The organism is Candidatus Brocadia sinica JPN1 (assembly GCF_000949635.1).
In the GTDB taxonomy this organism is placed as follows: domain Bacteria; phylum Planctomycetota; class Brocadiia; order Brocadiales; family Brocadiaceae; genus Brocadia; species Brocadia sinica.
The window spans coordinates 3716362-3730811 of record NZ_BAFN01000001.1 but is presented as its reverse complement, the minus strand read 5'-3'; the positions used below and the strand labels follow the sequence as shown (position 1 = coordinate 3730811).

General features: G+C 43.6%; 12 protein-coding genes and 1 pseudogene. 5 read left to right on the top strand and 8 right to left on the bottom strand.

From position 1 onward, the window contains the following. Nucleotides 1-116: 116 nt before the first annotated feature. The 5 genes from BROSI_RS20090 to argC all read left to right on the top strand — a co-directional run bounded on the left by BROSI_RS20090 (nt 117) and on the right by argC (nt 6751). On the top strand, nt 117-338 hold the full coding sequence (locus BROSI_RS20090; RefSeq protein WP_157842599.1) for a hypothetical protein: 222 nt from the start codon (nt 117-119) through the stop codon (nt 336-338). A 345-nt stretch (nt 339-683) separates the two neighbouring features. Next, the gene (gene groL / locus BROSI_RS17105; protein WP_052565008.1) at nt 684-2321 is read left to right on the top strand and encodes a chaperonin GroEL; all 1638 of its coding nucleotides are present in this window, start codon (nt 684-686) and stop codon (nt 2319-2321) included. A 346-nt stretch (nt 2322-2667) separates the two neighbouring features. Continuing rightward, nucleotides 2668-3123, top strand: coding sequence for an Hsp20/alpha crystallin family protein (locus BROSI_RS17100; RefSeq protein ID WP_052565006.1), 456 nt, complete (start codon nt 2668-2670; stop codon nt 3121-3123). A gap of 38 nt (nt 3124-3161) precedes the next feature. Next, the gene (gene lon / locus BROSI_RS17095) at nt 3162-5603 is read left to right on the top strand and encodes an endopeptidase La (protein ID WP_082059288.1); all 2442 of its coding nucleotides are present in this window, start codon (nt 3162-3164) and stop codon (nt 5601-5603) included. 92 nt (nt 5604-5695) lie between these two features. Continuing rightward, on the top strand, nt 5696-6751 hold the full coding sequence (argC, locus tag BROSI_RS17090; RefSeq protein ID WP_230400706.1) for an N-acetyl-gamma-glutamyl-phosphate reductase: 1056 nt from the start codon (nt 5696-5698) through the stop codon (nt 6749-6751). Between the two features lie 98 nt (nt 6752-6849). Here argC and BROSI_RS20085 read toward each other — a convergent pair whose 3' ends face one another. From BROSI_RS20085 to BROSI_RS17045, 8 genes and pseudogenes are all read right to left on the bottom strand, one after another. Further along, entirely contained in the window at nt 6850-7143 is a 294-nt protein-coding gene (locus tag BROSI_RS20085; RefSeq protein ID WP_157842598.1) for a hypothetical protein, read from the bottom strand. 136 nt (nt 7144-7279) lie between these two features. Beyond that, a complete protein-coding gene (locus BROSI_RS17080; protein WP_052565001.1) occupies nt 7280-8353 on the bottom strand; it encodes an IS630 family transposase in 1074 nt (357 codons plus the stop codon). A 247-nt stretch (nt 8354-8600) separates the two neighbouring features. After that, nucleotides 8601-9335, bottom strand: coding sequence for a carboxypeptidase-like regulatory domain-containing protein (locus BROSI_RS17075; protein WP_052564999.1), 735 nt, complete (start codon nt 9333-9335; stop codon nt 8601-8603). A gap of 14 nt (nt 9336-9349) precedes the next feature. Next, entirely contained in the window at nt 9350-10396 is a 1047-nt protein-coding gene (locus BROSI_RS17070) for a transporter family protein (protein WP_052564997.1), read from the bottom strand. Nucleotides 10397-10724: 328 nt separating this feature from the next. Next, nucleotides 10725-11585: a hypothetical protein gene (locus BROSI_RS17065; protein ID WP_052564995.1), complete on the bottom strand. Its 861-nt coding sequence runs from the start codon at nt 11583-11585 to the stop codon at nt 10725-10727. A gap of 408 nt (nt 11586-11993) precedes the next feature. Next, nucleotides 11994-12428: a hypothetical protein gene (locus BROSI_RS17060; RefSeq protein WP_052564993.1), complete on the bottom strand. Its 435-nt coding sequence runs from the start codon at nt 12426-12428 to the stop codon at nt 11994-11996. Between the two features lie 398 nt (nt 12429-12826). Beyond that, nucleotides 12827-13333 (bottom strand): annotated as a pseudogene (locus BROSI_RS17050) (deoxyhypusine synthase family protein); the annotation flags it as partial. A gap of 495 nt (nt 13334-13828) precedes the next feature. After that, a complete protein-coding gene (locus tag BROSI_RS17045) occupies nt 13829-14374 on the bottom strand; it encodes a hypothetical protein (protein WP_052564989.1) in 546 nt (181 codons plus the stop codon). Nucleotides 14375-14450: the final 76 nt, after the last annotated feature.

The window sequence follows — 14450 nt, the reverse complement described above, 5'->3', positions numbered from 1 at the left end:
TTTTTATCCTGCATACGTATTTCACTTGATCTTTTGTTCACATCTGGAAAAATACCTCGTCTATTTTTGTAAGATTTTGTTGAACCATAAAAAATATAGTGCAGGAGAGGAGTTTTTTGGGTAAAGAATACGCCCCCCTGCCATCTCTCCAAGGAAATGCCAAAGCAATGAACGAAAAATGGGCTTTATTCTGGTGCAAGCTTCACCATTCGATCAGCTTTGGTGGAATCGAAAAAAAGCAGACCAATCAGTATCTGAAAAGTCTCTATCTCCATGAGATCATCTTCCCCAACAGAAACCCGAAAAGTTTCGGTATATTCCATTGCAAAAAAATTTGAAATGTAACAATCTAGTATTGTCAGGTCTGAAAATACGTAATATTGGTATTCAAGAAAAAAATGTTGTGTACAAGAGACATAATACCTGTCAATTTGACACACAACTAATAATTGCTTCAATCACAGTACTGCCATAATGACATATCTATATGGTAAAGATTTTTAATATTATCCATTTTTCTTTTATGAATAATTTATTTACTTGATACATAAGAAGTTAGTACTGGGAAAATAACATTGGATGAGGTGATGTAATCCTGGTGTATCGGCACCTATTTTGCTAAATACGTTTGACCGTACAACATCATTTATCAGCGGTAGAAAAATTTTGGAGGATACGGAGATATGTCGGCGAAAAAGATTATATTTGATCATGATGCATTGGAAACCGTTAAGCTTGGCGTAAAACAACTGGCGGATGCGGTAAAGATTACACTGGGACCAAGGGGACGCAATGTCGTTATCCAAAAAAGCTTTGGTTCACCCACCATTACAAAAGACGGAGTTACCGTTGCAAAGGAAATTGAACTTTCAGACCATATGCAAAATATAGGTGCGCAAATGGTAAAATCCGTTGCATCCAAAACCAGCGACGTTGCGGGTGACGGTACCACAACTGCTACCGTACTTGCAGAAGCCATATTTGTTGAAGGATTGAAAAATGTAACGGCTGGAGCTAATGCGATGGCGCTCAAACGAGGTGTTGATAAGGCAGTCGAAGCGGTGGTAAAAAAGTTAAAGGAAATGAGTATTCCTACGAAAGGGCGAAAGGAGATTGAGCAGGTAGCCACAGTGGCCTCGAATTACGACACTGAAATTGGAAAGATTATTGCTGATGCCATGGAAAAGGTTGGAAAAGACGGAGTTATAACGGTGGAAGAGGGCAAAAGCCTGCAAACCGAAGCGAAATGGATTGAAGGTCTGCAGTTTGATAAGGGTTATTTATCACCGTATTTTGTTACGAACCCAAATACAATGCAATGCGTAGTGGAAGACCCTTACATTTTGATCCATGAGAAAAAAATTACTACTGCCAAGGTATTGGTACCTATACTGGAAAAGGTTTCTCAAACGGGAAAAGCTCTTTTGATTATAGCCGAAGATATAGAGGGAGAGGCATTAACTCTTTTAGTTGTTAATAAACTGCGTGGAGCTTTAAAATGCTCAGCAGTAAAGGCGCCAGGATTTGGAGACAAACGCAAGGCTATGTTAGAGGATATTGCTATCCTTACCGGTGGTCAGGCGGTCTTTGAAGACCTTGGTATTAATATGGAGTCTATCCAGCTCAAAGATCTCGGTCGGGCAAAGAAAGTTGAGATCGATAAGGAAAATACGATCATTATTGAAGGGGCAGGGGAAAGCAAAAAGATAAAAGCCCGCATTGAACAGATCAAAAAGGAGATTTCGATAACCACTTCAGATTATGACCGAGAAAAGCTTCAGGAAAGATTAGCAAAGATGGCTGGTGGTGTGGTGCAAATTAATGTGGGCGCTGCTACTGAAAGCGAGATGAAGGAAAAGAAGGCGCGCGTGGAAGACGCCCTCCATGCGACCCGTGCTGCCGTTGAAGAAGGCATCCTCCCGGGGGGAGGTGTAGCGCTTTTAAGGTGTCTCCCGGCCCTGGATGCACTTAAACTTGCCGGAGATGAAGCCGTAGGCGTTGATATTGTCCGCAGGGCATTAAGGGCGCCCTTAAGACAGATTGCCACAAATGCAGGAGTAAGCGCTGCCATAGTTGTACAAAAAGTGGAAAGCGCAAAAGGGAACGAAGGTTATGATGCCAGTGCGGATCGATATTGTGATATGGTCAGTGAAGGTATTATCGATCCAACAAAGGTAGTAAGAACTGCACTGCAAAATGCGGCCAGCATATCCACTTTACTTCTCACAACGGATGCTATCGTGGGCAAAATACCAGAAAAAAAGAAGATGCCCCCCATGCCGCCAGGTGGTGGATACGGCGGGTACGGAGATATGTATTAACAATGAAATCGGATATACCATTTCTTCAAAAAACCCCGCGTATACGCGGGGTTTTTTATTGGTAGCTTCATAATTTATATATTTTCTTGCACATATCAAAAGTCTGGTATATTTAAACCTCTTGCACTTGAAAACAAAAATTGTTATAGTAATTTCGTTTTTCCACCTGGTAATATTTTATTAAGGTAAGGTATTGTCATTCCGATCGAGGCAAAGAATCTCTGCAGTTTTAAATATTTAAGATTTTTCCTTCGATTGAAAATGACTTTCTTTTTACCATGATATTTTCACCCTTTTTTGTGCCAACTTGCACGTTCATAAAAATATGGAGGCGAACAGGTTAAAGATGTCGGAGCATTATAATAATATTAACTACAAGGCTGATGCAAAAGAAAATAAACTGGAAAAACTCTTTGCAGAATTTTTTGCCTTTAACAAAAATATTCCTACCAATTCTTCAACTCCGTGGCAACCTCCTACTGACGTTTATGAAACTCCCAATGAAGTGGTGGTAAAGATGTCTTTGCCTGGCACCAAATCGGAGGATATTCGTGTTTCCTTTTCAGACGAAGTCCTTACCATCAGTGGATTTATAACGGATACCGCTCCACACGAAAAGATATGCTTTTATCAGGTAGAAATTCGTTACGGGTACTTCGAGAGGAGTATATTCATTCCGAAACCCATTGATATGGACAATATACAAGCCACGTATAAGGATGGCCTTCTGCAAGTCATTTTACCTAAGGCACAGCAACAATCATCCCAAAAATTTTCAATAAAAATTAATTTTCATCAATAAGCTTATGGTAATTATTTTCTGAAACGGTGTATGATTATATGGCAGATTACAAAGACAAAGACCCATTAGAATCTAAAGTCACGTCAAGCCTAGAAGCTAGTCCCGCCGAAGAGAGCAAGCCTGACAAACTAAAAATACCAAAGGAAATGCCTGTCCTTCCTGTTAAGGACACGGTAGTTTTTCCCGGGATGGTGGCTGCCCTGAGCGTTGTTACGGAAAGAGATATTAAACTTTTGAACAATGTCCTTGCAGCGAACCGCTTTCTGGCGCTTGTGGCACAAAAAGACAAAGACATTAGGGGTGTAAAACAATCGGATCTGTATGATTATGCCACAGCAGCAGTTGTGCTCCAGATGCTTCGTATGCCCGATAACTCTGCGAAGATGCTGGTGCAGGGCGTCAGCAGGATCAAGATCGATGAATATATCCAAACAGAGCCTTATTTTAAGGCTAAGGTAGCCATTCTGGAAGATATTATTGAGAACGATATGGAGACAGAAGCACTGGCGAGAAATGCTGCGGATCAGTTTATCCGCATGATATCCATGGCACCATCCCTACCTGAAGAACTAAAAATAGCAATTGTCAACATTGACAGCCCGAGCCGTTTGGCAGACATGATTGCATCCCATCTGAATATTGGCGTACCGGAAAAACAACAGGTACTTGAAGCAATCAATGTGAAGGCCAGATTACAGAAGGTAACCGCCCTGATAACGAGTGAAATGGAAGTGTTGGAAATGGCCACAAAGATACAGTCGCAGGTGAAAAGTGAGATGGAAAAGGGACAGAAGGAATATTACCTGAGACAGCAACTAAAGGCGATTCAGGAAGAATTGGGCGAGGGAGATGAGCGTGCCATTGAGGTCAAAGAACTGACCAAGAAGATCGAAGAGGCGAAAATGCCTCCTGAAGCAAAAAAAGAAGCTGAGCGGGAATTAAGCCGGCTAGTCAAAATGCCCTCTGCCTCTGCGGAATATACCGTTTCCAGGACGTACCTCGACCTGCTGGTCGCTCTCCCATGGGCAATTACCACAACTGATAATCTGGACATTCAAGCAGCCCGTAAGGTATTGGATGAAGACCATTACGACCTGGAAAAGGTCAAAGAAAGGATTCTGGAATATCTCGCTGTCAGAAAATTAAAACAGGATATGAAAGGCCCTATTTTGTGCTTTGTAGGTCCACCTGGCACCGGAAAGACTTCTGTGGGGATGTCGATTGCGCGTGCCATTGGTCGAAAATTCGTGCGCATGTCACTTGGAGGAGTACGAGACGAGGCTGAGATTCGAGGACATCGTCGCACATACATTGGCGCATTACCCGGGCGTATTATTCAAGGTCTACGAAAGGTGGGTTCCAACAACCCCGTATTCATGTTGGATGAGATTGATAAACTGGGCGCTGATTTTCGAGGCGACCCTTCGGCAGCACTGCTTGAGGTTTTAGACCCAGAACAAAATCACTCATTCTCAGACCATTATCTCGATGTACCATTCGATCTTTCAAAGGTAATGTTCATTACCACAGCAAATCTCCTGGATCCCATCCCACCTGCACTTAAGGACCGAATGGAGGTACTGGAACTTCCCGGATACACAGCCGATGAAAAGGTATTTATCGCAAAACAGTTTACGATACCAAAGCAATTGAAGGAACATGGACTTACGAATGAACAGATTACCATTGTGGATGATGCCATCAAAACCATTATCAGTGATTATACCCGTGAGGCTGGTATCCGTAATCTCGAACGAGAAATTGCCCATATTTGCCGTAAGGTGGCTAAGGACATTGCCTCAGGAGAAAAAAAGTCTGTGACCGTAACGGCCGATATGTTACACAATTTGTTGGGACCTATCAAGTTTTTCTCAGAAGCCGCGGAAAGGACCTCGGAAGCAGGTGTAGCCACGGGTCTTGCCTGGACACAGGCCGGCGGGGACATTCTCTTTATTGAGGCGACTCTCATGCCTGGCACGGGAAAACTCTTGCTGACAGGGCAACTGGGTGACGTCATGAAGGAATCGGCTCAAGCTGCGATGAGTTATATTCGGGCCAAGTTAGCGAAACTAGGAATTACCTTCAAGGATTTTAATAAATACGATTTTCACATCCACATTCCAGCGGGCGCTATCCCTAAGGATGGGCCTTCTGCTGGTGTAACAATGGCAATGGCACTGATTTCCCTCCTGAAGGAAACACCAATTCTCTCCAACGTAGCCATGACGGGGGAGATTACGTTACGTGGTCGTGTTCTGCCGGTAGGAGGTATCAAAGAGAAGGTGCTTGCGGCCAAGCGGGCAGGGATCACCACCGTTATCTTGCCAAAACGAAATGAAAAAGATCTTGTCGAGGTGCCTGAAAACGCCAAGAAAGAGATGAATTTTGTATTTGTAGAAAAGGTAGACGAGATGTTGCCTATTGTTTTTGGGACAAAAGAGCCGGCGGTGAAAAAGAAAAGGATTTTTAGTAAGGTTTAATAATACAAGTTTCAGACAAATAAAAAACTCTTAAAACCACAGATTGCGTAGATTACACAGATGATTAAAAATCTGTGACATCTGTGAAATCTATGGTTACTTTTTTAAACATGTTAAAAGTTGGAATCATTGGTGCTACGGCTTATACAAGCCTTGAGCTTATAAAAATTCTTTTGCGCCATCCGGAGGTAAAGATTACCTATCTTGGTGTGCGCCGAACTGACCGCCCCAGGATATCAGACATATTCCCCACCTTAAAGAATCTGCTTGATTTGCGATGCGACACTATTGAGCAGAAAGAAGTTCCAGAAAACATTGACTTTGCTTTTATCACATTACCTCCAACTATTTCTATGCAATACGTCCCTCTCTTTATTCAAAGGGGTATAAAGATTATAGACTTTAGCGCCGATTACCGTTTTCGCGACAAATCGCTTTATGAAAGATGGTATAAAATACAGCATACAGACAGCAAGGGAATAGAAACAGCCGTGTATGGACTTCCGGAGCTTTTCAGGGAGGAAATCAGAAAGACCAACCTGATAGGCAATCCGGGTTGTTATACCACCGCAACGATATTGGCCTTGGCCCCATTACTTATGAAAGGGCTTGTCTTCCCAGAAGATATTATTGTGGATGCAAAGTCGGGTGTATCAGGACGGGGACGTGAACCCAGGGAAGATACCCACTATTGCGAATGTAATGAGAACATCGAGGCATACAGTGTTGGAGGGCATCGTCACAGCCCAGAGATCGAACATATCCTGTCTATCAAGACAAACCAGAAGGTATCTATTCAATTTGTCCCCCATCTTGTTCCTATGAATCGTGGCATCCTGTGTACCATCTATGCCAAGCCAAAGCATGAGATGAGGCCGGCTAGTATGATTCTCAGTGACAATGAGGTAAACAAACTCTACAAGGAATTTTACGGTAACGAACCCTTTATTCGCCTCAAAGAGGGTAACGAAATGCCTAAGACAAAGGAGGTAATCTACACCAACTTTTGTGATATTGCAACGAAGGTCACCGAAAGCCGCATCGTCGTCCTCTCCGCCATTGACAACCTTATCAAAGGAGCCTCCGGCCAGGCCGTACAAAACATGAATGTCATGTGCGGATTTGATGAAAAGATGGGGTTATTGTGAACCATCAAGGTAAAGCCTCATACTGATAAATAATATTTGAAAGCACAGATTGCATCAAACTAAATAATCAAATATTCAAATACCCAATTTAAAAACCATCATATCCATATCCACCTCGCACATTCCATACATAGCCCATAGCCGGTACCAGTCTTATAGCCTTCGCCCAAGCCACCAATGTAAAAGTACACGAGCCAAACACGGCTGGTAGAGGTGGCACCGGTAGTAGCCGTCCAATAGTCAACCGCCTGCACATTGGTAAAGGGAGGCTGTTTGGGAGATATAGACCATCTGTACCCTTTTTTCGTCCAAAAGGCTTGCCAGTTCTTTAACCCTGGAAAGCCTCCCTTTACGACTACCGACAGTCTTTTTGTAAGAATAGAGAATAGCATCCTTCCAAGTCATGGCTATTAACCCGACTTTCGCAATTCGCACCCAAAAATGATTATTTTTGGGCATGTATAGCTGGGAAACCCTTGATATTACAGGGGTAAATTTCCAAAACGGCTTGTAGTGCCGACCTAGTGCTTAATTGCATAAATTCATTATAGTATTTTTAAATTGCGAACCCTTGACTTCCCTCTTACGCCATACGAAAGGTTTGGCATTAGGCTGATAAGTTTCAATGAATGCCTCGATTGCAGACCTCAACTGCTCAATACTTTTGAAGCTGGCGTTCTTCAAAGCTTTTCTCGAAAGAATGCCAAACCATATTTCCACCTGATTGAGCCAACTTGCAGAAGTCGGAGTAAAATGGAATTTAACATTCGGGTGTACTGCCAACCATTTCTCATTTCGCTTGTGAATACAGTAGTTGTCGAGAATGACATGGATTTCTTTCTTATCGCTATCCGGCAAATCCAAAAGCAGTTGATCCATGAATGCCAGAAATTCCACTCGTCTTTTTAATTCCGTTGTTTGCGCATGAATAGTTCCTGTTGCCACATTGAGAGCTGCAAACAGATTCAGTATCCCATGACGCTTATAGGCGCTTTTGAGGCCACGCACGATTTTTCTGTTACTTGTACATACATAGCCTGTGGCCCGCTCCAAAGCTTGAATGCTTGGCTTTTCGTCAACAGAAATCACTATGGCATTCTCCGGTGGGGACAGGTATAGGCCTACTATATCAACCGCTTTGGGCGCAAATTCCGGGTCAGTACTCACACACCAGCTTCTTTGCCGTGCAAGGCAAATGCCTTCCTTTCGGAGAACACGCCAGACAGCATCGTCTGATGCTCCCAAATGCTTTGCAAGAGAGGGACCGTCCCAACTTGCCTGTCCTTTTGGCGGCACAAGCTCCAATGTCTTCAAAACCTGATTGCGAAACTCCTTATCATATTTCGGTGGTTTGCCGGAACGAGGCAGATCATACAAGCCTTTAATCCCGTTTGCGATAAATCGGTCACGCCATTCAATAACAGTATTTTGGGATATCCCAAGAGCAGTGGCCACCTTATTCACCTGCTCTCCGTCAAGTAACATGTTAATGATTTTAGCTCGTTCAACAAGCCGCCACTCTATACTCCGACTGTTGGCCCATTCGGCAAGAGTCTGCCGGTCTTTCTCAGAACAGCAAGGTATTGGTGCTTTTCTTGGCATTGTAGACCCCCTTCACAAAGAAATAAATCGGAGCCTACTATATTTAAATTATTTTTGCAAGTAATCACTGCCATTTTTTCTCCCCCTAGACTTCGCCGTGAGTCTTCAGCATGATGGTTCAATAGGCTCACCATGAACGGCGCTATATCCTGAGATTGTCGAAGGGTCAGATGAACACTCAATCAAATGATGCAGGAGGTTTAGGGTGGGTGAACTGCTACGAAGTAATTGGTAACACACAGAAATATTACTTCTTGTTCAGCATAACTTCCAGCGATGCAACGTCCTTTTGCTTCATTTCATAGGATTGCTTATATGTCTTGTAACCCTTCCGGGTGACCTTCAGGGTATATTCATTTGCCTTTACACTTTTCAGGGTAAAGGCACCTGCTGAGTCGGTGGTTGTCCTGTATTTAATACGTCCCTTTCTGCTGAGACTGACCTTTGCATTTGCTAGTACTGTGCCATCCGTAGAGCTTTTGTAATCTGCACCGGTTACTGTACCAGCTAAATCAAGGTCTTTCGTGCTGATAGAAACCCTTCCCGCCAAACCAACGACATGACAGCCGTCCGCATTGCAGCCACCGCCGGAGGCAGCGCCAGGCATCTTTACCATGCGTCCCCGGTATGATACCGATATCAGAAAAGGGGCTGTCATACTCTGAGCTGAGTAAAAATTTCCTAACTGATCTGACGTGAGAGTGACGATGATGCCGTTTGCATCCATCACGTTAATGTGTGCGCCTGCCCTTGCATCAGTACCATCGGAATCCGTGTAAATCGTTCCCCCAAGAGAAAAACGTTTCCATCCTCCGGAAGCATGACAGCCGCTGGTCAGACAATCTTTCCCGGCGTTATGGCTTACTGCATCCTCATCTCTTCCACCGGCGAACGATACCTGCGCCCCGGTTATCAGAAAAACGGCAGCAACGAAAAAACAAACAACGTATTTCAAGAGTCGTTGAACTGAAAAATCGCACATGATAAGACACTCCCTTAAAAAGCCCATGCGATAGAAGCCATCGCCCTCCAGTCCACTACCTGTTGGATACCTCTGGCATGCTGGTAGAGAGGTTGTTGAAATTTCAGATCAATACTCCCACCCGTCTTTGGTATCCTTATCTGAAGAGAAGGCGTAATTGAAACAGAGGTAATACCTGTATTGTCTGGGTTGTCTAGAAGGGATACATCCGGCCTTGAATATCTGTCATCGTGATCGGCATCCTGCCCTGCATAGAATAGATTGAGCTCTAGTCCAGGGTTTAGATAATCGATTATCGGGTACCTGGCGATAAGGTCTAATGATACCTTGTCTCCAAATTCATAACCCTCATCTCCTTCTGTTGTTACATGATACAGAAGATTGGCCTGAAAGACCACAGGAGACAACGTATGCATGTAGTTAACAAGAAAAAGGGGATCCCATGAACCTGTCCCAGGCTGCATCACGGCGTGAACAAGGTTGCCAGAATCTGTCTCTTCGTCGTTTTTACCCGTTGGAAGTTTTAGTCCAATTCCAACGGTGAGCTTCTTTGTTGGAAAATCAGGATTATCCATGTAGGGTTTGTAAAGACCCATAAGGGTCATGTCTCCAAACCCTTCCACGGTATCCATCTCCATGTCCATCCTCATATCCATGCCCATCGGACTCCTCATCACCATCCTCATGTCCATATCATTGATAACATAGGGAACCGTAGCCATGAATTGGAGTCTCTTGGTTGCAGAGTACGTACCCAGCAGGGTATATTTTTGCATAATCATCCGTGTAGGTATAGAAAAAACTTTTCCATCTTCCGGCATTCTCGGCCATTCTGCGACTACATCATCCAGCAGAGTATCGTGGCCTACACGATCAGAACCATCCCTTATGGTCTCCATATTGGTATACTCATATTGAAGTGAGAGACCAAAATTTGATGCCGTGGTAACATTTGAGGTAGTTGCCTCAAAAAGCGATCTTGAGAGACAACACTCGCCGTGGGCGTAAACAACGCCGGAAGTAAAAATGATAAACAAAAAAATTGTGCCAAAGATCCTCATGATAACTCCTCGGAAAATTGAATGGCGTATAAACAGAAAAGGGCAGCCCCGCGAGCAAATCAATCCCCCTTTCCCCCTAGTTAAAGGGGGATTTAGGGGGATTTGTGTACGTATTTATCGTCGTTTACTGCCGTTATTCGGCAACTGTAAGTGCGTGGTAACCGCGCTCCTGCATTTGCATGTATGGGCAATTCATGAATTGCTCATACAAGGTTAAATTCCCTTAACGTATGATCGATATTCAAAAGTGATTATCCTTTTCCTGTCTGCATTCAAGTCACAGGATGAACACAAAACTATCATAAACCATGGGAACTATGAAACAGCATTAGTGATTATGGCCGCCGTGCCCTCCATCACCTCCGTGTCCTCCGTGATTGCCACTGTTGCCATCTGCGGGCCAATATCCCGTAATCGGTAAAAATTCATCGATCGCCTCGTCGGAAGGATACACACTAATCTCAAATCCTTCACCACAACCCTCCGGAAGGGGATTTTTTTCCAGGTCTCTCACGACTTTCAGATATGGCCAAAAGTCCACTGACACAACGTCGGGGTCGCTAAATTTTTCCGTTAAGCGGCCTATCCATATATCGGCGCGGTCGTCGTCCGTTTCATTCCTGGAATTTGTACAATAGTTTGCAATAGCAATGTACACGGTCAAAGCAGTTGCACACGAATCCGATTTGAATTTAGGAAATGACGCACTCCACGGAATAACTCCCAGGTAACCGTCCTGTAGTTTGCCGTTGGTGAACACAAAGGCCCTTACGTCTTCTGTTAAGACTGAACCGTGTGAGGTAAATGCCGGAACAGGACCTTTCAACGTCCTGATCTTTTTGAAAAGGCTGTTTACGGCAGGCTTTGCACCCATCACGGGATTGCCTTCTATATGATCCTGAAGATTTACTGATTCTTTCGTATCCGTACGCTCAGCAAGGGAGTCTGCGCCATTGGGAAAAACAACGCTTTGTGCCCGTACAGGCTGGGCTTTTCCACCATGGGACGCAGAACATCCATGGGGTATACTGAACCAATTGAAGCCGGTCGTTCCTTCAAGCTCATTGCGGCTACTGTAATCAGTGGGGGTATTTTTCGACATTACCGTTGTATGTGCCATAGCATTTCCCGAAATTATCATTGTTCCTAACATTGCAATTATGGCAGGGTATCCTTTAAGATTTATCATAAGTTTATTTCTCCAATTTTTCAGTTATAAGATTCCTGATGTTTATCTCATGTTTTCACGACCAATTTACAAGGTAGCTCACGGGAGATATAGCCATTTGTGAATGATGGAGTATCTCGGGTATAAACAAAACGTCTCTTTGCATACCTTATCTTTTCCCTTAACACATGGATTGCTTAGCAAGTTGATTGAGAGTAAACGCCTTGAATTACGCCTTCGGCAACTTCCCTCTGTCTCTCCCCGTTTACGGAGGGGATTATGGGGGGGTAATTGAAATTCTATACATGAAATAAGCCGACAGGGTGTAGCATTTCCAGGAACAGCAAAATTACAGTGTAGCGGAGATTTTTCGTCCTAATATCCCCGGTGCAGCTACTTTAAGCGTTTACTTTACCTGCTGGTTGGACTTTATATGGAACAGCGAGGGGGTTTTTCGGGAGGTAATACCATAGGTTCACAGATGTGCACCATGGTATCGCTGGCAAGAAAATACAAAAATGCTATTTGGGGAATTACAAAATCATCTTCCAGGACATATTTCAGTTCGGTGTTTATCACGCTGATTCCATCACTACCGGATTTACACATCAGGCTGCTGATAAAGGATTGAATGCCGTTTTTCTGTTTCTTTGCCCCGTAGTGAGACTTTTCATGATTTCCCTGCGGCAAACAACAGCAATTCGTCCTGCAATCAACTGCCGACTTGCAACCACAGTTATGATCTTTACAGGGAAATTCATCGGACGTCACCGATACAGTGAAGGTGATGCCGCTGCCACATAATGTGAGGCTGAGAAAAATGAGGATTTGAATACAGGCAAGAATCTTGTTCGTTTTGCTCACAGCTGCATACGCTTAAAAAATTGAAGACGGAAATTTTACACCGGCAAAATTGAGAAACAAACTTTCAACGAACTTCGTCGGAATAACCGTGATCGTTTAAACCAACACAGTTCCTCTTCCTTCGTTCTCAAAATAATTTGCTCATACTGTGGCAAATTTGCAAAATCAATTCCATTTTCCAAAACAATCTGCCGTTTCCCCTGTAAGACATTTATATTATTAGGGCTATAAAAATTATCTGCACTGAAATATATCGGGAGATCCAGTCTTAAAAGTTTCTTTATTGAAATACACAATGCAATATTGGAATAAATCAGGCAGAAATTCAAATATCAAAAAGTGGCATCCATGATCCCTGGTTATCATTCTTACTTTTTCACGTATTGAATGGCCGGCATTTACCATCCCAGCACATAAGCAAAAATCAGTGGCGCAACGATGGTGGTGTCAGATTCGATGATGAACTTCGGGGAGTCCTTGCCGAGCTTGCCCCAGGTAATCTTTTCATTTGGCACTGCGCCCGAATACGATCCGTAGCTTGTTGTCGAATCACTGATTTGGCAAAAGTATGCCCAAAGTGGCACATCGGGGCGTCCCAGGTCCTGATGAAGCATCGGCACCACACAGATGGGAAAATCTCCAGCAATTCCGCCACCGATTTGAAAAAAGCCCAGTCCCTTCGGGGCGATTTGTGTGTACCATTCTGCCAGTAAAACCATATACTCGATTCCGGTCTTTACTGTGTGAATATTCCTGATTTCGCTGGAAATGCAGTGCGCTGCATACATATTGCCGAGTGTCGAATCCTCCCAGCCTGGAACAAAAATGGGCAGATTTCGTATCGCTGCTTCCATAAGCCAGCTATCTCGCGGGTTGATTTGATAATATTCCTTGAGCTTTCCACACAGCAGAACCTTGAACATAACTCCCTAATGAAAAAATACTAATACTTTTTGCCATATCATTCTTATTTTATTTCATGCCCTGAATTTTTCAAAACACAACTGACACTCGATATAGTTATCACTATTCCGCAGGTTTGGTAAAATACTGCTTTCAAATGAGCGTATCCCGGCCTCAGGGGATTGACAAATCACCTGGAAATTGCTCGTATAGACTTTAAACTTTTCATCGTAGCCACAATTTGGACATACAAAGAACTTACATGATCTCAAGGATGATATCCTCCTTTTCAATGCATAAAAAACCAAGCGCACAAAGCCACATTCAAAAAAACTAAGGTATTACGTGTAATTTTGTTTTCTTAATTATCTAATCCTGTAAGGTAGGTCAACCGTCCCCGGTTGACAGTATCACATGACAAGCGAGGACGCTTGCCCTACCGATAGAGGGATTCTGGTTGCGGCATTACTGCGTTACATATCGTAAAATTGGGATAATTACTTTATCTCTTCAATATCAGAACACATCTTCGCCTGATCTGCAGAATAGGGGCAGGCATCAGGATGGTTCTGCGGCTGGAGCCAGCAATGTCCGTCATGTTTGCATTGGCACATTTTCAATTCATTCCGTTTAAGCTGATTAGGCCAGGACTTAAAAAATGGCAAGAGGGCATCACTCACTGACACAAATGCCTTTTGGGCATCCTGAATGTTCTGTGCTTTTTCAAGACCCTCAGCACCTGCATGAACATGCTCCATCATATGCCGGCCGGCGCCGTCAGGCTCGGTTTTAGCAGCCAGACTGGATGCCTCTGACAATTTTCTGGCTAAACCGGCAATGCCATGCAAGTCTTTCTTTACTAAATGAGTATACACCACCTGGTACGTTGACAGAATTGTTTGAAGATGAACAACGGTCTTCTTCCCGATGGTAATTACCGCTTCATGGGAGTGGCCTTCATGGGCAGAAGCGGCATGGGGATAAGAGGCATAAAAGATTAATAAAAATACCATACATTTTTTAAAACAGTTATTTTTCAGCATAACAAACTCCTTTCGCTTTATAAAATAAAGCACGGACAAGCAAAGTTTGTCCGTACCGCCCCACATTCTCACTAAA